The organism is Tateyamaria sp. syn59, assembly GCF_007995245.1.
In the GTDB taxonomy this organism is placed as follows: Bacteria; Pseudomonadota; Alphaproteobacteria; order Rhodobacterales; family Rhodobacteraceae; genus Tateyamaria.
Genome location: NZ_VCBA01000003.1, coordinates 507822 through 527567 on the forward strand (window position 1 = coordinate 507822; position 19746 = coordinate 527567).

19 protein-coding genes are annotated in these 19746 nt (G+C 61.3%); all 19 read left to right on the forward strand.

Annotated elements, in window-relative coordinates; genetic code table 11:
• Positions 1–10 precede the first annotated feature (10 nt).
• The 19 genes from FD715_RS08525 to FD715_RS08615 all read left to right on the forward strand — a co-directional run bounded on the left by FD715_RS08525 (position 11) and on the right by FD715_RS08615 (position 19048).
• The gene (locus FD715_RS08525; protein WP_147108069.1) at positions 11–1654 is read left to right on the forward strand and encodes an amidohydrolase; all 1644 of its coding nucleotides are present in this window, start codon (positions 11–13) and stop codon (positions 1652–1654) included.
• Positions 1654–2592 (forward strand): ABC transporter permease, encoded by a 939-nt coding sequence (locus FD715_RS08530; RefSeq protein WP_223274780.1) that lies wholly within the window; start codon positions 1654–1656, stop codon positions 2590–2592. The genes FD715_RS08525 and FD715_RS08530 overlap by 1 nt, the downstream gene beginning before the upstream one ends.
• On the forward strand, positions 2589–3473 hold the full coding sequence (locus FD715_RS08535) for an ABC transporter permease (RefSeq protein WP_147108075.1): 885 nt from the start codon (positions 2589–2591) through the stop codon (positions 3471–3473). The genes FD715_RS08530 and FD715_RS08535 overlap by 4 nt, the downstream gene beginning before the upstream one ends.
• Positions 3474–3510: 37 nt before the next feature.
• Entirely contained in the window at positions 3511–5082 is a 1572-nt protein-coding gene (locus FD715_RS08540; protein ID WP_147108077.1) for an ABC transporter substrate-binding protein, read from the forward strand.
• A 57-nt stretch (positions 5083–5139) separates the two neighbouring features.
• Positions 5140–6570 carry an amidohydrolase family protein gene (locus FD715_RS08545; protein ID WP_147108080.1) on the forward strand — a complete coding sequence of 477 codons (1431 nt, stop codon included), beginning with the start codon at positions 5140–5142 and terminating at the stop codon, positions 6568–6570.
• Positions 6567–7583 (forward strand): ABC transporter ATP-binding protein, encoded by a 1017-nt coding sequence (locus tag FD715_RS08550; RefSeq protein WP_223274781.1) that lies wholly within the window; start codon positions 6567–6569, stop codon positions 7581–7583. The genes FD715_RS08545 and FD715_RS08550 overlap by 4 nt, the downstream gene beginning before the upstream one ends.
• On the forward strand, positions 7580–8650 hold the full coding sequence (locus FD715_RS08555) for an ABC transporter ATP-binding protein (RefSeq protein ID WP_147108084.1): 1071 nt from the start codon (positions 7580–7582) through the stop codon (positions 8648–8650). Before FD715_RS08550 ends, FD715_RS08555 begins: the two co-directional genes overlap by 4 nt.
• A complete protein-coding gene (locus FD715_RS08560) occupies positions 8647–10206 on the forward strand; it encodes an acetolactate synthase large subunit (RefSeq protein WP_223274782.1) in 1560 nt (519 codons plus the stop codon). The genes FD715_RS08555 and FD715_RS08560 overlap by 4 nt, the downstream gene beginning before the upstream one ends.
• A gap of 130 nt (positions 10207–10336) precedes the next feature.
• The gene (locus tag FD715_RS08565; protein ID WP_147108088.1) at positions 10337–11176 is read left to right on the forward strand and encodes a transporter substrate-binding domain-containing protein; all 840 of its coding nucleotides are present in this window, start codon (positions 10337–10339) and stop codon (positions 11174–11176) included.
• A 1-nt stretch (position 11177) separates the two neighbouring features.
• On the forward strand, positions 11178–11945 hold the full coding sequence (locus FD715_RS08570; protein ID WP_147108092.1) for an amino acid ABC transporter ATP-binding protein: 768 nt from the start codon (positions 11178–11180) through the stop codon (positions 11943–11945).
• Entirely contained in the window at positions 11920–12621 is a 702-nt protein-coding gene (locus FD715_RS08575) for an amino acid ABC transporter permease (RefSeq protein ID WP_223274783.1), read from the forward strand. Before FD715_RS08570 ends, FD715_RS08575 begins: the two co-directional genes overlap by 26 nt.
• Position 12622: 1 nt before the next feature.
• Positions 12623–13288, forward strand: a complete 666-nt coding sequence (locus FD715_RS08580; protein WP_147108099.1) for an amino acid ABC transporter permease — start codon at positions 12623–12625, stop codon at positions 13286–13288.
• Positions 13289–13306: 18 nt separating this feature from the next.
• Positions 13307–14236, forward strand: a complete 930-nt coding sequence (locus FD715_RS08585) for an N-carbamoyl-D-amino-acid hydrolase (protein ID WP_147108102.1) — start codon at positions 13307–13309, stop codon at positions 14234–14236.
• Entirely contained in the window at positions 14233–14850 is a 618-nt protein-coding gene (locus FD715_RS08590) for a flavin reductase family protein (RefSeq protein WP_223274784.1), read from the forward strand. Before FD715_RS08585 ends, FD715_RS08590 begins: the two co-directional genes overlap by 4 nt.
• Before the next feature lie 13 nt (positions 14851–14863).
• A complete protein-coding gene (locus FD715_RS08595) occupies positions 14864–15799 on the forward strand; it encodes a dihydrodipicolinate synthase family protein (RefSeq protein ID WP_147108105.1) in 936 nt (311 codons plus the stop codon).
• A complete protein-coding gene (locus FD715_RS08600; RefSeq protein ID WP_147108108.1) occupies positions 15799–15999 on the forward strand; it encodes a hypothetical protein in 201 nt (66 codons plus the stop codon). The genes FD715_RS08595 and FD715_RS08600 overlap by 1 nt, the downstream gene beginning before the upstream one ends.
• A gap of 14 nt (positions 16000–16013) precedes the next feature.
• Positions 16014–17471 (forward strand): dihydropyrimidinase, encoded by a 1458-nt coding sequence (hydA, locus tag FD715_RS08605; protein WP_147108112.1) that lies wholly within the window; start codon positions 16014–16016, stop codon positions 17469–17471.
• Positions 17468–18124: an aspartate/glutamate racemase family protein gene (locus FD715_RS08610; RefSeq protein WP_147108115.1), complete on the forward strand. Its 657-nt coding sequence runs from the start codon at positions 17468–17470 to the stop codon at positions 18122–18124. Before hydA ends, FD715_RS08610 begins: the two co-directional genes overlap by 4 nt.
• Before the next feature lie 18 nt (positions 18125–18142).
• Positions 18143–19048, forward strand: a complete 906-nt coding sequence (locus tag FD715_RS08615; RefSeq protein WP_147108118.1) for a LysR substrate-binding domain-containing protein — start codon at positions 18143–18145, stop codon at positions 19046–19048.
• Positions 19049–19746: the final 698 nt, after the last annotated feature.

Genomic DNA, 19746 nt, shown 5'->3' on the forward strand with positions numbered 1-19746 from the left:
GCAAGCGCTCATGAGCGCGATCGTGTCTGCCGATCTTGTGCTGACCGGCGGGACTGTCTGGTGCGGCAAAGACCTCGACCGGGCCGAAGCAATCGCCTTTTGGGGCGGGCGGGTTTTGGCGGTCGGTACTGCAGCGGACCTTGCCTCGCTCATCGGACCAGACACGCGAGTGGTTGACCTTGCTGGGCGTTTTGCGATGCCGGGCCTCAATGACGCACACATGCACCTCATTCCGTATGGCACGTCCATGGCGGAGATGGATTTGCGCCCATCTGAGGTCCAAACGCTGGAGGGGCTCCTCGATGTGGTGCGCGCGCAGGCAGCCAGCACACCGAAAGATGAGTGGCTGATCGGGCGAGGCTATGACCACTTCAAGCTTGATGTGGGGCGCCATCCGTATCGGGAGGAACTGGATCAGGCCGCACCCGACCACCCCGTCTATATCGTGCGAACATGCGGGCATCTTTCGGTTGCGAATTCGCGCGCCTTGGAGCTTGCAGGGATCACCGAAGACACCCGATCGCCACCCGGTGGTCTGATTGAGCGTCAGAATGGCCGGCTGACCGGGCTTCTGGCTGAAAACGGGCGGGACGCGGTGATGCAGGTCCTTCCACCGGCTAATGTCGACGAACTCGTCGCCTCAATCGAACGGGGCGGTCGCGATCTGCTGTCCTACGGTATCACGTCCTGTACGGAGGCCGCTGTGGGCATCCGTGATGGCTGGACCGAGATGCTGGCCTATCAGAAAGCGCATCGTGAGCGACGCTTGCCAGTACGCGTCTATGCCACGCTGATGGGCGACAAGAGCAGAAACGTCCTGCCTGAGGCGATGGGCGCCGGCATGATATCCGGTTCCGGCGGCGACATGTTTCGCATTGGTCCGGTCAAGATTTTCACCGACGGCAGCGCGGGTGGACGCACAGCGGCCATGACAAGGCCGTATCTGGGCGGCGAGGACAAAGGGTTGCTCTGCCTGCCTTCCGATGAGCTGAACGAAATGGTCGCCGCCGCCCACGACGCAGGTTACCGCATGGCGATCCACGCGATTGGCGATGCGGCCATTGATCAGGTGCTGGATGCGCTTGAGGCGGCTCTGGCCAAGACGCCTGATCCGGGTCGACGCCATAGGATCGAGCATTGCGGATGGCTGCGCCCCGACCAGATGGAGCGGATGGTCGCTGCTCATATCCTGCCTGCGCCGCAGCCTGCTTTTCTTTATTACTTCGGCGATCTGTACCTCACCCTGCTGGAGCGTGAGCGGATCGAGGCGTCGCATCCGATGCGCACCTGGCTGGAGCGGGGGCTGCATCCCTCCGCCAGCACTGATTGCCCGGTGGTGGAGATCGACCCGCGTCCGAACCTCTACACGATGATCACCCGTAAGACCCAGCAAGGCAAGTTGCTGGGCGCAGATCAGGCGCTCACCCTGGACGAGGCACTAGAGGCCTACACCTATGCGGGTGCCTACGCGGCGCACGAAGAGGGGATCAAGGGGCGGCTCACACCGGGGCAATTGGGCGACGTCGCAGTCTTTGACACGGATTTCTTCACCGCCGTGGAGGCGGGTGAGCCGGAGCGTCTGCTGGAAGTGCAATGCGACCTCACTATTCTGGGTGGACAGGTCGTGTACCGGCGGGAGGGTGCGGCAATATGATGACGTTGGTTCTTAACCGTCTGATTATCTCCGTCCCCGTTCTTTTCGGCGTCTTGCTTCTGGGCTTTGGCCTGTTGATCCTCGTTCCCGGTGATCCGGCCATTGTGATGGCCGGTCCGATGGCCACCCCCGAGGTTGTCGCGGCCATCCGCACCGAGATGGGTCTTGATGAACCGGTACTCACTCAGTTTTTTCGCTATCTAGGCCGTATGGCGGAGGGGGATCTGGGCCGCTCACTCATCTCCAACAAGACGGTTATCAGCGAGTTGGGCGCTGCCATCGGTCCGACGACCGAGCTGATGGTGGCCTGTCTGATCTGGTCGATCCCTCTGGGCATCGCGTTGGGCACACTGGCCGCGGTCTGGCGCGGCTCCATCACTGACCGGGCGATCATGGCGTTCTCTGTGGCCGGCGTTTCGCTTCCCATCTTCTTCATCTGTCTGATGCTGATCCACTTCGTCGGTGTGCAATGGCGGCTTCTGCCGTTCATCGGGCGGGGTGGGCCGCTTTGGACCATTGATGGGTTGCGCCATATCGCGCTGCCCGCTCTGTCTCTTGGTTTGATCTTCATTGGACCGGTGGCGCGGATGACCCGATCATCGGTGCTGGAGGTTCTGCGCCTCGATCATGTTCGCACCGCCCGCGCCAAGGGGCTGTCCGAGACGCGCGTCATCCTGCGTCACGGGTTGCGCAATGCGCTGATCCCGGTGGTTACGCTTGTGGGGCTGCAGGCTGGTTATCTGCTCGGCGGTGCGGTGGTGACGGAAAGCATATTTTCCTATCCAGGCATCGGGCGTCTTGCCGTAGGCGCCATCTTGTCGAGTGACTTCCCGCTGGCCCAAGGCGCCATCCTGATCCTTGCGCTGGCCTTCATCCTCATCAACCTGATCGTCGATGTACTCTACGCACTGCTCGATCCGCGGGTGCAGACATCATGAGCATCGCTGAACCCGTCGATCTGGATGCCCTGGCGCCCAGCCTGCCCTGGTGGCGGCGGCTGGTCCGCGATCCGGCAGCATTCTTGGCGCTGATCGTTCTGACCATCATCGTGTTGTGCGCCATCTTCGCGCCGCTGATCTCTCCGCATGATCCTTACGCCTCGTCCCGTGCCGTCATGCAGCCTCCGGTCTGGAGCGACCGTGGCGCCTGGCTTCACCCATTTGGCACGGACGGGCAGGGCCGGGACATCCTTAGCCGCATCTTCTATGGCACGCGCCTGACACTGCTGATCGGTCTTGTCAGTGTGGGTCTGGGCGGTGTGCTGGGCTCTCTCCTCGGCCTGCTTGCCGCCTTCCGCCCGCGCCTCGATCCTTGGGTGATGCGGTTGGTGGATGTCATGCTAAGCTTCCCTGCTATCCTTCTCGGGCTGGCCCTTGTTGCCGTCTTCGGGCCCGGTGCCATCCCGGTGATGATCGCGCTGGCCATCGCAACCGTACCTGATTGCGCCCGTATCGCGCGGTCCATCGCTGTCAGCGTTATGAAACAGGAATACATCGAAGCGGGCCGTGCCGTGGGTCTGTCGGATCTGGCGCTTTTCACGCGCTACCTTCTGCGCAACTGCATTTCGTCCATCCTGATTTTCATCAGCCTGCGCTTTGGCCAGATCATCCTCATTGGCGCTGCCCTCAGTTTTCTGGGCCTCGGCGCCAAGCCGCCCCAGGCTGAACTTGGCATGATGGCCGCGCAAGGGCGAGATTTTCTGCTTTTTGCACCGCATATCGCGGTGATCCCGTCGGTGATGATTTTCGTGATCGTGCTGGCTGCCAATGTGCTGGGCGATGCGCTTAGAGATGTGCTGGACCCGCGTCTGCGGTCCTGACCCCAAAAGAAGACCCAACAGGAAGAGGATAAGGAAAATGAAACGATTGACTTTAACCACCGCTGTTGCGCTTGCCCTGCCTGCTTTCGCGCAAGCGGCAGAGATCACCGTAGTGCGCGAGGTCGACAGCAACAACTACGACCCACACCGCGCGGTAGCCCGCGCCGCGGCCGAGGTGCTGTTCATGCTGGGCGACACTTTGGTGTCGCTGAACCCTGATATGCAGACGATCGAGCCGGGCGTGGCCGAATCCTGGGACGTGTCGGACGATGGCCTGACATACACCTTCAACCTGCGAGATGATGTCTATTTCTGCGACGGCAAGCAGATGACGGCGGAGGATGTCGCCTATTCCATCACGCGCTGGGTCGATCCCGAGACGAAATCGCCGGTCGCCTGGCGCGCGGGCGATGTGGAGAGCGTGACCGCGGTCAATGAATTCACCGTCGAATACAAGCTGAGCGAGCCTTTCTCGGAACTGCTTTACCAACTGACGCAATCCTTCGGCACGATTATCGATTCCGCCAATGTCGAGGCGCTGGGCGAGGATTTCGGTGTCTCAGGCTTCAACGGCTCTGGCCCATTCTGTTGGGTCGAATGGACCCCGCGCGACAAGATGATCATCGAGCGTCACGAGGCCTATAGTTGGGGCGCACCCTTCCACACCAATACCGGTCCCGCCAGCATGGAAAAGATCACCTGGCAGGTTGTGCCCGAGGAAAACACCCGCACGGTCGCGTTGCTGACGGGCCAAAGCGAGATCACACAATATGTGCCCGACATCGCGCTGGCGCAGTTGCGCGACGCGCCGACGGTCGAGGTTGTCCGCTCGGATCTTGCCTTCTGGACCTATTTCATGGGGTTCAAGATCGACAAGGCGACTGTCTCTGACCCTGCGGTGCGGCAGGCGATCAACCTCGCGGTCGATCAGACTGCCATGGCTGAGGACCTGTTCTTTGGCGAGGTGGAACCGGCTTATAGCTACGTTTCGCAAGGTGCGCTTGATTGGAACACGGCGCTCGACGACACGCTGCTGACCTACGATCCTGATGAAGCGAACCGTATCCTCGACGAAGCTGGATGGGAGCTTGGCTCGGACGGCGTGCGCAGCAAGGACGGTGTGAGGCTGGAGCCAATTGCGTACGTTTTTGCCGGATCGACCTGGGGCAAGATTTCGGAGTCTGTGCAAGCCTATTTGCGGGAAATCGGCGTGGCGATGGACATTCAGGCGTTCGACGCAACCGTCGCGTGGGGCCGCCTTGCCACGCAGGAGTTTGACATGTTCGGGATGAGCTTTCCCTATGTCTCGTCCGGTGATGCGCTGAACCTGTACTTCCGGTCCGAGAATATGCCTACGCCGAACCGGATGAACTGGAACGACGCACAGACGGACGAGTTGCTGCAAGCGGGCAAGACCGCGTTGGACGATGCGACCCGCGCCGAAAGCTACGGCGCGGTGCTGGAGATTGTGCATGACGCTGCAGTCTGGCTGCCGCTCTATCACGAGCCGATGGTCGTTGCGCAGTCGGCAGATCTGGAGACCGTCGTGCCGCACAACATCTATGGTGCCGGGCTCTACAAGGGTCTCGACCTCAAGTTCAAAGAGTAACGCATGACGGGGCCGCCTGGAGCGGCCCCGCTTGACCCAGATTGACCGGAGGTCCCCATGCCCGTCACTGTTATTCGTAACGCAGCCTGGATCGTTGCCCACGAGGCGGGCGCGCATACCTACCTCAAGGACGGCGATGTCGCCTTTGAAGAAGACAAGATAATTCATGTCGGCGGCACGTATGACGGCACGGCGGATGTTGAGATCGACGGGCGTGACCGGCTGGTCTCACCGGGTCTGGTCAACATCCATTCGCATCCGTCGTCCGAGGCGATGAACAAGGGGATGCTGGACGAATTGGGCAGTCCCAAGCTGGGTATGTCTTCGCTTTATGAATTCATGCCGCTCTTTCGCCCCGATGACGAGGGCCGCCAGGCCTGTGTCGAGGTCACCTACAGCGAGCTTTTGCTGTCGGGCGTTACGACCCTCGTGGACCTGTCGGTCGCCTGGGACGGCTGGCTTGATACCTTCGCCGCATCCGGCCTGCGAGGCGTGGTCTCGCCCATGTACCGCTCCGCCCGCTGGTATACCGACACTGGCAGCACGGTCGATTATGAGTGGGACGAGGCCGCAGGTCGTGCTGCTATGGAAGCCGCCTTGGCGCTGGTCGATGCCGCCGCAGCGCATCCGTCCGGGCGCTTGTCGGGCATGGTTTCCCCGTCGCAGATAGACACCTGCACGCCTGACCTCATCCGCGACAGTTTTGCTGCCGCTCAGGACAAGGGGCTGCCGTTCCAGATCCACGCTGCCCAGTCCGTGGTGGAGTTCAACGAGATCACCCGCCGACATGGTCGCACCCCGCTGGAATGGCTTGACGATCTGGGTGTGCTGGCGGAGGGCGCCATCATCGGCCATGGGATTTTCCTCAACGACTACGACATGGTCTATTGGCCCGAGGCGAACGATTTCGCCCTGCTACAGGAGAGTGGCGCCGCGGTCGCCCATTGCCCAACTGTCTTCCAGCGCCGTGGCATCACAATGAACACCGTCGGGCGCTATATCCGCGGCGGTGTGCCAGTCGGGATCGGCACCGACACCTACCCACACAACATGCTCGAAGAACTGCGCAATGCGCTGTATCTCAGCCGTGTCACCTCTCGGAATGCATACGACCTGCGCACCAGCCATATCTTCGATGCCGCCACGACCGGAGGCGCTGCGATCCTGGGTCGCGACGACATCGGCAAACTGGCCGTCGGCGCCAAGGCCGATCTGTTCCTGGCTGATATCACTGCGCCGTCAATGTGTCCCCTGCGTGATCCCCTGCGCTCGCTCATCTATGTCGCAGGCGAGCGGGCCGTGACCGACGTCTTTATTGATGGGCGCCACGTGGTCGTGGACGGCACCGTGCAGGCCTTTGATCTGCCCGACGCGCTGGCCCGTCTTGAGGCGGCGCAGCGCCGGGCCGAAGAGGCCTTCCGCGGTCTCGATTTCGCCGACCGGCGGCACGATCAGGCGTCGCCTTACGTTTACCCGATCACCGCATGAAGATGGAGGAGGTCGATATCGGCACGACGACCGAACCGCTCCTGAAGGTCGAAGACCTTGCCGTCGAATTCCATGTCAGCGGCACTGTTCAGCGCGCCCTGCAGGGCGTCAGCCTGACCTTGCAGCGGGGCCGCACTCTCGGCCTTGTTGGCGAATCCGGTTGCGGCAAAAGCGTCACGTCCCTCTCGATCATGCGGTTGCTGCCGCAGCCTCCGGGGCATTACGCAGGCGGGCGCATCGTGCTCGAAGGGCGCGACCTGCTCAGCATGCCGGAGCGCGACATGCGCGTCTTGCGCGGCGGGCGGATTGGAATGATCTTTCAGGAGCCGATGACCTCACTCAACCCGGTCTATACCTGTGGCGAGCAGATTGTCGAAAGCCTGACCGTGCATTCCGGGCTTTCGTCCAAGGCCGCCATGGACCGTGCGGTTGAACTGCTCGACCTGGTGGGTCTGCCGTCCCCGAAGGAGCGGGCCCATGACTACCCGCACCAACTGAGCGGCGGGCAGCGACAGCGGGTGATGATCGCGCTAGCGCTTGCGAACGATCCTGACCTGCTGATCGCGGATGAGCCGACGACCGCGCTCGACGTCACGATTCAGGCGCAGATTCTTGATCTGATGACCGATCTGCGTGAACGCACCGGCGCCGCCGTTCTTCTGGTCACGCACGATCTGGGCGTCGTGGCCCAGACCTGCGACGACGTGGTTGTCATGTATGCCGGTGGCGTGGTCGAACAGGCCCCGACCAAAGCGCTATTTGCCGACCCGCAGCACCCCTACACGATCGGCCTTATGGCCGCTGTGCCCCGGATCGACACCACTGTTGACCGGCTCTCTACCATTGCGGGGTCCGTCCCGCCGCCCTGGGTCAAGATCGACGGGTGTCGCTTTGCGTCCCGCTGTCCGCTGGCCGACGACCGCTGCCGCAGCGCTGTGCCTCCGTTACGCGAGATCGGCCCGGATCACGCCGTCGCGTGCTGGCGCGCGCCAATTGAGGAGACCACGGTATGACTGCAATGCTGGAAGTCCGTGGTCTGACCAAACACTTCCCCGTTCGCCGGGGGCTGCTGCGTCGCGTCGTCGGGCATGTTCAGGCCGTCAACGATGTCAGCTTTGACGTGAATGAGGGCGAAACCCTTGCCATCGTCGGCGAGTCTGGTTGCGGCAAGTCCACCATCGGGCGTACTGTCCTGCGGCTGGTAGAGGCGACAGACGGTTCCGTGCGTCTGGACGGAGAGCAAATCCTCAACCTGTCGACCGACGCCATGCGCGACATGCGGCGCAAGTTGCAGATCATATTTCAGGATCCCTTCGGCTCTCTCAATCCGCGGATGACTGTGGCCGAGACGCTGGCTGAACCGCTGCTTTTGCACGGTTTGGCTACGCCTGACACTGTTGACGACAAGGTCACTGAGCTTTTGCGCACCTGTGGTTTGTCGCGCTTCCACGCCCAGCGCTATCCGCATGAATTCTCCGGTGGCCAGCGTCAACGTGTCGGCATCGCGCGTGCGCTCGCCACGCGGCCCCGCCTGATCGTATGCGATGAACCAGTTTCTGCCCTTGATGTCAGTGTGCAGGCGCAGATCGTGAACCTGTTGCAGGATCTGCAGGCGCAATTCGGTATCGGTTACATCTTCATCAGCCACGATCTGGCCGTCGTCCGGCACATCGCGGCGCGGGTCGCGGTGATCTATCTGGGCCGGATTGTCGAGGAAGCGACTGCCGAGGCGCTCTTTGCCGCACCGCGCCACCCTTACACGCTGAGCCTGATCGCAGCCGCCCCGCGCCCGGATCCTACCATTCGTGATGGGACTGAGCCGGTTCAAGGCGATGCCCCCAGTGCGCTGGCACCACCGTCTGGCTGCGCGTTTCATCCTCGCTGTCCAATGGCGCAAGAGGTTTGCCGCACTGAGCGTCCGGAGTTGCGCGCGCTTGGTGCAACGCGCGTGGCTTGCCATTTTGCCGAAGAGGTTGTGCCTGAGACGGTCGCAATTCAAACAACGCCCACAGCGCCGAGCTTGCAACGACGCCTCGACGTGCTGCAAAGCGCAGCCCTCAAAAAACAGAGTGCAACATGAAAGACGATCCCCCAATGAACGGCGCTGAAAGCGTGGTGCGCAGCCTGCATAGCGCCGGCATAGACGTCTGTTTTGCCAATCCCGGTACATCTGAGATGCAGTTTGTCGACGCGCTTGATCGCACCGGGTGCCTCCGCTGCGTGCTGGGACTTTTCGAAGGGGTTGTGACCGGGGCCGCGGACGGCTACGCGCGGATGGCTGGCAAGCCTGCTGTGACGCTCTTGCACCTTGCGCCCGGTCTCTCGAATGCAGCGGCGAACATTCACAATGCCCGCAAGGCCCGCACGCCGATGATAAATCTCGTGGGCGATCATGCCTTGCGCCACCGCCAGTATGATGCGCCGCTCACTGCCGATGTCGAAGGCGCCGCGCGGCCCTTCAGCGACTGGGTGCGCACGGCCATGACGCCGAGCCAGTTCGCGGCTGATGCGATGGACGCCTTTGCTGCTGCGACTGCAAAACCCGGCGCAATTGCCACACTCATCGCGCCTGCCGATGTGGGATGGGATGCGGGGGGCGTGCTTGCGCCACCTCCCCCTTCTCCCGTTCTTGCGGCCCCGGACGAGGCGGCTCTGACCGATGCGGTTCGCGCTTTGGAGAGTGACGATCCGACCGTTTTCCTTGTCGGTGGCGCGGTTCTGGAGGACCCGGACGCGCTGGCGCTGATGCAAGGTATCGCGGCCCGCACCGGTGCCGACGTTTTGGCGCCGACATCCAACAGGCGGATTGAGCGGGGCAGGGGCCGCGCAGCCGTTCGCCGTATTCCCTATCCCATCGACCTCGCACTCGACATGCTCAAGCCATACGCCAATGCGATCCTGATCGAAACGGTGCCACCTGTTGCGTTCTTCGCCTATCCCGACCGCCCCAGCCTGTTGCTGCCGGAGGGGTGTGAGGTCCTGTCGCTGTGTGGTCCGGACGGGGACGGGGCTGCCACCATCGCGGCCTTGGCCGATCGGCTCGGTGCGCGGGCCACAGCGCCGGTAGACGCGCCTTTGGCCGCACCTCCCGCAAGTGGATCCATTACTCCCGACAGTCTCGCCATCGCTATTGCCGCAGCGCTCCCGGAGAATGCCATCGTTGTCGATGAAAGCATCACGTCCGGCCGGTCAATCTATGACGCGACGGCTGGGTGCAGCCCTCATTCCTGGCTTTCCATCACGGGCGGCGCCATCGGCATTGGCCCACCTCTCGCGGCTGGTGCGGCTTGCGCCGCGCCGGATCGTCCCGTCGTCACGCTGCAGGCTGATGGGTCTGCCATGTACACGATCCAGGCCCTCTGGACACAGGCGCGGGAGAGCCTGAATGTCACCACCGTCATCTTTGCCAACCGAACCTACGAGATCCTCAAACATGAACTTTTCAACGTGGGTGCCAATCCCGGTCGCTCCGCGCTCGATATGCTGAATCTCGACCGCCCGGAGCTCGATTTCGTGTCACTCGCCAAGGGTATGGGCGTCTCCGGTGTTCGGGTGGACGACGTGCATGAGCTATTCAAAGCGCTCGAAACGGCCACGCAGGAACCCGGCCCGTTTCTGATTGAAGCGATAATGTGAGTAGCCGGAGAAATATAAGCAATAGCTATGATGTCATCTGAAATTAAATCATAAATTTATCAATTTTCCTATGTGGTCCGCAGGGTCTCGTCTAGCCTGTCGGTGGGAGGGAAGATGTCAGGAGGTGAGTATGACACCATTATTGAACTTGGGCGCCTTGGCTATCGCCCTGACCCTATCCGCACCGGCGCTGGCCGAAACCAGGACCTTTAACGTTGCGCTCGACGGCACCTTTGCTCCACACGCGATGCCAAGCCTCAGCGGTGGCGTTGAAGGGTTCAACGTGGATCTCGCCAACGAAATTGGCACCCGGATGGGGGCGGAGATGAACATCGTCGCGACGCAGTTTTCCGGCATTCTTCCGGCGCTTGCGGCGGGAACATATGATTTCGTAGTGGCGCCAGTCACCATCACTGAAGAGCGTGCCGAAAACCTGTTGTTCTCCGAAGGCTATCTGAACACTGACTTTCAGTTTGTCATCGCTGCGGATGCCGATGACATCACCGATCTGGCGGACCTCGAAGGACAGGTGATCGCCGTCAATAAGGGCTCTGTCTATGACAATTGGGCGCGCGGGCTGGAGGATGAGATCGGCTGGACCGTCGAAAGCTACGGCACCAACAGCGACGCCGTGCAGGCGGTGGTATCAGGCCGCGCCTTTGCCAACGTCGCTGGCAACACCGTGTCGGCTTGGGCGGCCAAGCAGAACCCGGCGATCAAGCTGAGCTATCTGCATTCCACAGGGCTCGTCTGGGGCATGCCTTTCCGCAAGGGCGATGAGGATCTGCGCGCCGAGGTGGAGGCGATCATCGAGTGCATGAAGATCGACGGCACCATCGCCGCGCTCAGCGAGAAGTGGTTTGGCACCGCACCCGCCGAAGGTTCTGCCGCCGTCACGCCTGTTGCGGGCTTCGGACAACCGGGCTTCAATGGGTATTTGGACAATGGTCATACACCAGCCTGCAACTAAGATGACGCAGGCCGCGCAGGAGGCCGTGGCACCACCCACGCTGGTAGTGCGCGGCCTGCGCAAGTCCTTCGGGTCGGAGGAGGTGCTGCAGGGCATCGACCTCACCGTTGCCCGCCGTGAGTTGGTCTTTGTCCTCGGCCCCTCCGGTTCCGGCAAATCCACCATGCTACGCTGTTGCAACCGGCTGGAGGAACCCGATGCAGGGGAGATCACGCTGGAAGGTGACCCGGTCACCGGACCGAAAGTGGACGTAAACCAACTCCGCCGGCGGATGGGCATGGTTTTTCAGGCCTTCAACCTCTACCCGCATCTTTCGGCCCTCAGCAATGTCACGCTGGCCTTGCGCAAGGTTCGTGGTTTGCCACGTCCCGAGGCTGAAGCAATGGGGCTCACCGCGCTAGACCGTGTCGGGCTGAAGGCCAAGGCGGCCAGCTATCCTGCGCATCTTTCGGGCGGCCAGCAGCAGCGCGTGGCAATCGCCCGCGCCTTGGCACTGGAGCCGTCGGTAATGCTCTTTGACGAGCCGACATCGGCGCTGGACCCAGAGCTGGTGGGCGATGTGCTGGCGGTCATGCAGGATATGAAGGCGCAGGGCATGACGATGCTTGTCGTCAGTCACGAGATGAAATTCGCCCGCGACGCCGCCGACCGCGTGATCTTCATGGATGCCGGTCGGATCGTGGAGCAGGGGACGCCTGAACAGATCTTCGAGACGCCGCACCACGAGCGCACACAGACCTTTCTTGCGCGCTTTTCCGGTCGGGGCTGAGGTGGAGGCGTTTCTCGACACCTTCTTTAACGGCGCGGTGCTTGCGCGCTATGCGCCGTCGATCCTGCAAGGGGTCTGGGTCACAGTGCTTCTGTCGGTGCTGATCGTGGTCAGCGGGATCGTCGGTGGCGCGGCGTTGGCCTGCCTGCGGGCTTACCGCATCCGGCCTCTTTCTGCCCTGATCGTCATCTATGCTGATATGTTCCGGGCACTTCCACCGCTCGTCCTGATCCTGCTCGTGTTCTTCGGCCTGCCGAACCTTGGCATTCTCCTCTCCAGCTCCACCGTCCTTTACCTGATCCTCACCCTCGTCCTCGCCGCCTTTGCCGAGGAAATCGTCTGGGCCGGGATCACCGCCGTGCCTAAGGGCCAGTGGGAGGCGTCCCGCTCCACCGGGCTCGGCTTCACCCAAACGCTCATCTGGGTCATACTTCCGCAAGCCGTGCGCCTGGTCATCCCACCGCTCACCAACCGGGCCATTGCCATCACTAAGATGACCGCCCTTGGTATGGTCATCGGCGTGCCGGACATCCTAGGTCAGGCCACCACGGCCCAAAGCTTTTCTGCCAATGCGTCCCCCCTGATGCTGGCAGCCATCGCTTATGTCCTGCTGTTTCTGCCTCTGGTGATCTTCTCTCGCTGGCTCGAAACGCGCTTTGCAGCGCCGGGTGTGTGAGATGGAGGCGATCCTAACCCAGTTCTTCAACGTCGAGATCATGGTGAAGGCCCTGCCTTTGGTCCTGCAGGGGCTCGGCATCACTCTTTTGATCTGCGTGGTGGTGATCCCACTCGGCTTGGTTGGCGGGCTTCTCGCGGCTTTGGCTGCCGTTTCAAGAAACCGTGCCGTGCGCTGGTCAGCCATCGCCTTAGTCGATCTCTTCCGCGCGGTTCCGCCTCTTGTCCTTCTGATCTTCATCTACGCCGGGCTGCCCTTCGCCGGTCTCAGCCTGTCGCCCTTTGCCGCCGTTGCCATTGGGTTTTTCCTGAACAACTCCGCCTATTTCGCCGAGATTTTTCGGGCAGGTCTACTATCGGTCCACAAGGGGCAGGCCGAAGCCGCCCGCTCAACCGGGCTTACCCAGAACCAGACCCTGATCCACGTGGTCCTGCCGCAGGCCACGCGCAACGTCCTGCCGGATCTGATGTCTAACGTGGTCGAGGTGATCAAGCTCACCTCCCTCGCCTCGGTCGTGTCTTTGGGTGAGATGCTTCATGCTGCGGGCCTTGTGCGCTCGCTCACCTACAATGCGTCGCCGCTGGTGCTGGCAGCGGGGATTTACCTCGCAATGCTCTGGCCGCTGGTCCGACTGATCAGCAGGTTTGAACGGCGCATCGCAAGCTAAGACAAGAAAGGGAACGCCATGCGGGAAATCGTCATCGGAGGCGCGCAGATGGGCCCCATTCAGCGCACCGACACGCGCGCGCAGGTCGTGGACCGTATGCTTGCCCTTCTCGATCAGGCGCGGGGAGCGTGTTGTGATCTGGTGGTCTTTCCCGAACTGGCGCTTACCACCTTCTTTCCGCGCTGGTACATGGAGGACCCGGCAGAGGTTGAGGCATGGTTCGAAACCGAAATGCCCAACGCTGCTACGCAGCCGCTTTTTGACCGTGCGCGCACGTATGGGATAGCGATCAGCTTTGGCTACGCAGAACGCACGCCCGATGGACATCACTTCAACACATCCATCCTCACCGACAAGGCCGGTGAGATCGTCGGCAAGTACCGCAAGATCCACCTGCCGGGACATTCCGAATACGACCATGACCGCGCCTTTCAGCATCTTGAGAAGCGCTACTTCGAACCGGGTGATCTGGGCTTTCCGGTCTGGCGCAACCTGGATGCCTGGATGGGCATGTGTATCTGCAATGACCGCCGCTGGCCCGAGGTTTACCGCGTGATGGGCCTTCAGGGCGCCGAACTCATCATGCTGGGCTACAATACGCCGTCGGTGAACAGTCAGGCCTCTGCCGAAGGGCTGGAGCAACGGCTTTATCATTCGGATCTGTCGATGACGGCGGGGGCCTACCAGAACGCCTCGTGGGTGGTGGGCGTGGCCAAGGCGGGGGACGAGGACGGCCATCCGCTGATGGCGGGCAGCATCATCGTCGATCCCAACGGCTTTGTCGTGGCGCGGGCCGAGACCGAAGGGGACGAGTTGATCGTCTATCCCTGTGATATGGACCTTTGCGCTTTCGGCAAATCCACCATCTTCGACTTTGCCCGCCACCGCCGGACCGAACATTACGGGCGCATCACCGCCCAGACCGGGGTGGAGTATCCCGACACATGACGTTGAATGTTGATCTGTGCGCATTGGAGGCCAAGGACCGCTACAAGCTGCTGACTGCAGTGGTGATCCCGCGCCCGGTCGCCTGGATCACGACGATCAGTGAGGAGGGCATCGTCAATGCAGCGCCGTTCTCTTTTTTCAACCTGTTCGGCAAGGATCCGGCATTGGTTGCCCTTGGCCTTGAACATCACGCAGATGGATCGCCAAAGGACACAACGCGCAACATCCGTACAAACGGAGAGTTCGTGATCAACATCGCCACGCCCGATCTGACCGAAGCCATGGTCGGCACCGCCGCCGCCTATACGCCCGACGAAGGAGAGCCCGAGGCGCTGGGCCTGCTGACGGCGCCTTCGACCCACGTCGCCCCGCCGCGTCTGGCCGATGTGCCCGTTGCCATAGAATGCCGCCGCACCGTTGCCTTGACCTTCAGCCCAGAGCGCGAGATCGTCATTGGCGAGGCTGTGAGCCTTGCGGCACGCGAGGGGCTGGTGGATCCGGCAAACTGGCATGTGCATTGGAACGGCGACTATCCCGTCGCGCGGCTTTTTGCAGACCGCTATGCAAGGCTGGAGGAGATCGCACCGCAGTCCATCCCGTCCGCCCCGACATGACCGGAGACCTTAAGTGACCAACCTCATCGACCGAAACTCCAGCGGCGTCTTCATCATCGCCGCGACGCCCTTTGACGACAGCGGTGCGCTTGATCTGGCCAGCACCGACAGCATGGTCGATTTCTATCTCGATTGCGGCGTCAGCGGCATGACTATCTTAGGCATCATGGGCGAGGCACCCAAGATGGCGGGTGACGAGGCTGTGACCTTCGCACGCCGGGTACTCGACCGGGTGGCAGGACGTGTACCGGTGATCGTTGGCGTCTCTGCCGCGGGTCTCGACAATATGGCGCGCCTTGCTCACACGTCGATGGAGATGGGCGCGGCGGGTGTCATGGTCGCGCCGCAACCAGGTCTGGGAACAGAGGTAAAGCTGCGCAGCTACATCGCCCAGGTCTGCGCCACTTTGGGGTCGGACGTACCGATTTGCTTTCAGGATTATCCGCAGACGACCGGCGTGCAGGTGTCGGTCGAAAGCATCATCGGCATGACCGTCGATCATCCGCAGATCGTCATGCTGAAACACGAGGATTGGCCGGGCCTTACCAAATTGTCGCGCGTGCGGGCCGAGACGGGCACCGGAAATGTCCCGCGTCTGTCGATCCTGACGGGGAATTCGGCTCTGTTCCTGCCTCAAGAGATGCAGCGCGACGCCGATGGCGCCATGACCGGCTTTGCCTATCCAGAGATGCTGGTGCAGGTCGTTGCCCGCCATCAGGCCGGCGATGTGGACGGGGCCGAGGATCTTTTCGACGCCTATCTGCCCCTTGTGCGCTATGAACAGCAGCTTGGTCTTGGCCTTGCCATCCGCAAGGAGGTGCTGCGCCGCCGGGGCGTGATCGCCAGTGCCAAGGTGCGCGCACCGGGCCCGGCGCTTACGTCGACAGATGCCGATGAACTGACCCGTCTGACCAATCGCCTTGAAAAGCGTCTGAAGGAGCTCGGCTGATGGATCTGGGACTGCAAGGCACAGGCGCTCTCGTCATGTCTTCCTACTCCCATGGGCGGGGCTTTGGAATCGCCGAAGGTTTGGTGTCCGACGGGTGCAGAAACCCAGCCCGGGAACCCGTACACGTCGCCACGTTCCTGGCCAGCTATGTTACCAGCAGCCTGATCCGCTGCGATGGTGGCGCCGTCTGTGCGGTCTGATAGGGGAGAGACACATGTCATATGATCTGGTGATAAAAGGCGGAGAGATCGCCACCGCGACCGACCGCTTTCACGCCGATGTCGGTATCGCGGGCGGCAAGATTGCTGCCCTGGGCTTGGGACTTGAGGCCGACGATATGATTGATGCGACAAGCAAGCTGGTCCTGCCTGGCGGGATCGAGGCGCATTGCCATATCGCCCAGGAATCCGCGACCGGCGGGATGACCTCTGATGACTACCGCACAGGCTCCATCAGCGCGGCCTATGGCGGCAACTCGTCCTTCGTACCCTTTGCCGCGCAACATCGGGGGATGGGCGTGATCGAAACGCTCGACCTTTATGACAGCCGGGCGCAGGGGGCTTCGGTAATCGACTACAGCTATCATCTGATTATTGCCGACCCTACGGAAAAGGCGCTGAATGACGAGCTGCCTACCGCCTTTGCGCGGGGCATCACCTCGTTCAAAGTCTTCATGACCTATGATCTGATGCGGATTGATGACCGGCAATTCCTCGATATCCTGACCGTGGCCAAGACCCACGGCGCGCTGACGATGGTGCATGCCGAAAACTCTGGCATGATCAGCTGGATTTCTGACCGTCTGGTCTCCGCTGGCCATACCGCGCCGCGCTACCACGCGCCCAGCCACCCCGCGCTGGCCGAGATCGAGGCGATCAACCGCGCCATTTCCCTAGCTGCTCTCGTGGATGCGCCGCTTTTCATCGTGCATGTCTCTACGCCCGAAGGCGCTGAGCTTATCGCTAAGGCGCGCCTCTCTGGCGCCAAGGTTTTTGGCGAGACTTGCTCGCAATACCTGTTCCTCACCCGAGATGATCTCGACTGTCCGGGCATGGAGGGTGCGAAATACATGTGCTCTCCACCTTTGCGCGACGTGCCCACGCAAGAGGCTCTTTGGCGTCACCTTCAGGCGGGCACGTTCAGCGTTTTTTCCTCTGACCACGCGCCCTATCGCTTTGATGATACCGGCAAGCTGGCAAACGGCCCGAATGCTTCGTTCAAGCAGATCGCCAACGGCATGCCGGGTATCGGCATCCGCCTGCCGCTTCTCTTCAGCGAAGGGGTTGGCAAAGGGCGCATTACCTTGCAGCAATTCGTGGCCCTGTCTGCCACCAATGCGGCCCAACTCTACGGGATGGACAGCAAGGGCAGCATCGCCATCGGTATGGATGCCGACCTTGCCATCTGGGATCCAGAGGAGACGCGTACTGTCACTGTCGAGAACCAGCATGATGCGATGAACTACACGCCTTATGACGGCTGGTCCCTGACCGGCTGGCCTGTGACAGTACTTTCGCGCGGGGCGCGGGTGGTGGATCAAGGCACGTTGATTGCAAAACCCGGCGCGGGCCAATTCGTGCCCCGCCGTCCCGTCGATATGACTGGCCATCCCGGCCATGTCGTGCCGGAACTGGACCCGGCCACGAACTTCGGGGCCGAGATCGCGCCATGACCGGACCCATTGTCGTCATCAACCCCAATTCCAATCAGGCCGTGACCGACGGGCTCGTCAACGCACTTGCGCCGTTTGCGCGCGCGGATGGCCCGGCGATCGACTGTGTCACCCTGACCGACGGACCATTTGGCATCGAAAGCCAGGTGCACTCAGATCAGGTTGTCCTGCCGCTGGTCGATCTGATCAAGCAAAGAGCGGACGCCTCGGCCTTCGTCATCGCATGCTACTCCGATCCGGGCATAGACGCATGTCGTTCCGTCTCTCCGGTGCCGGTCTTCGGTATTCAGGAAAGCGGTATGCTCACCGCTTTGGCGCGCGGCGACCGGGTCGGCGTAGTGGCGATTGCCGAAGCCTCAACCCTGCGCCATCGCCGCTACATGCGCCGGATGGGTGTGCTCGACCGCCTTGCCGGAGAGCGCGCGCTGAATATGACCGTCGATGAAAGTGCACGGGGGGACGGCACGTTCAAGCGTCTCACCGAGGTGGGGAAGGCCTTGCAAACGGATGGCGCAGACGTGCTTGTCCTGGGGTGCGCAGGCATGGCTGTGCACCGCGCGCCGTTGGAAGCTGAGCTGTGTTGCCCAGTGATTGACCCGACACAAGCTGCTGTGGCGATGGCGATGGGTACCGTTCTGGCTTCGCAGCTTTAGGCTGCATATATTACTCGCATGAAGATCAAGCGCCGAAACGACCTCTCTCTGCGTCTGCTCGAGATTTTCGGCACGCTTATGGTCCATCAGACAACTGTTGCCACGGCTGCAGAGCTGGGCATATCGCAACCCTCCGTTTCTACCGCGATCAAACAGCTTGAGGACCAGTTGCAGTTCGCTCTCTTCGAGCGACACAAGAAACGCATGCTGCCCACCAGCGAAGCGCGCAGCTTGTTCGAGGAGGTCGAGCCGCTTTTCGAACAACTCCGCTCTGTCGAAAGCCGTGTGCGGGATCTGCGTGGCGCTTCCACGGGTAAACTGCGGATCATGGCCACCCCACCTTTGGGACATTCTGTGGTGCCTGTGGCGCTTCACGCGTTCCTTGCCTCTCGTCCCCGTGTCACGGTGCAATACGATGTACGACGGATGGAGAATGTGATCGACGCGGTCGCTATTGGGGCGATTGATCTGGGTCTTGTCCTGGGTCTCGATGCCCACCCCGGTGTGGTCATACGCACATTGCGCACCGACCGCATGGTGGCATTGATAAAGCCCGGTCATCCGTTGGAAGAGCTTTCGGTGATCGGGCCTGCGGATGCTGCAACGCATGGATTCATCGGGCTTGATCGGGCATCTCGGCTGGGCCTTCTTCTGCAAACCGCGTTTGAGAGCGCCCGCGTGCCATATACCCCTCAGGTCGAGGTCCGCTACTGCCACACTGCGGCTGTTCTCGCACAATCCGGCAACGGGGTGGCTGTGGTCGATCCCTATACCGCATCGTTCTTGCCGAATATGGGGCTGGTCAAACGCGCCTTCGATCCGATGATTCCGGTTGGAGCATGCCTTTTGACGCGTCCAGGGCGCCCGATATCCCGCCTCGCGTCGGCATTTTGCGATGATTTCGAAGGCGCTTTGCTGAAGTGATTTGGCTTACTATCGCTAAGCTGAAAGAGCAGAAGCGTTTCAAAGGTGTTCGTGGACTAAAGAGATATTCATTGCATGCGACTGCGCGAGGTTTGTTGGCACCCGTCCTAGTGACCTCTGAGTAATGACGCACTTCCCTCTCGCTGCGAATGTCGGAAATGTGGATGGCGAACGGAGCATCGAAGTAAGACGGTCGATGTCTCTTACGACCCTCTTGCTCAAGCGGCCAGTGGTCAAATCTCATCTGGCTCCGTTCATGGCTAATTCGTTTTCAGGTTACACACCGGAATACTTAGGTGCGCCATCTATTTTGTTGTGGCCACGCGGAACTCAAACGGCAGACAGACAGCAATACCTTTACGGTTAAAGTCACGTTATTGCTTCCCATCGACCGTGCCCCAGACAAGCCAGTGCGACCATGTTTGAGTGCCGGTCTGTGCAAACCAAGCCCACGTCTCTATTCTCTCCGGCCTCGCTGCTAATGGAAGACCGGCATCACCTCCGCTCGATACATGGATAGGTGCACTGCAGACGCGCATAGAAATTCAACTCTGCGCGAAAAAATGCCACTTGTTGTTCGCTTCAACCATGTGCTTGCTGGGCTTTTTTTGCGCCATGCTATGCTCGTAATGCGTGTATTTTTTTGCTTACGGTCTGCGACAAGGTACCGAACTTCGAGTATCAATCCCTATCGTTTG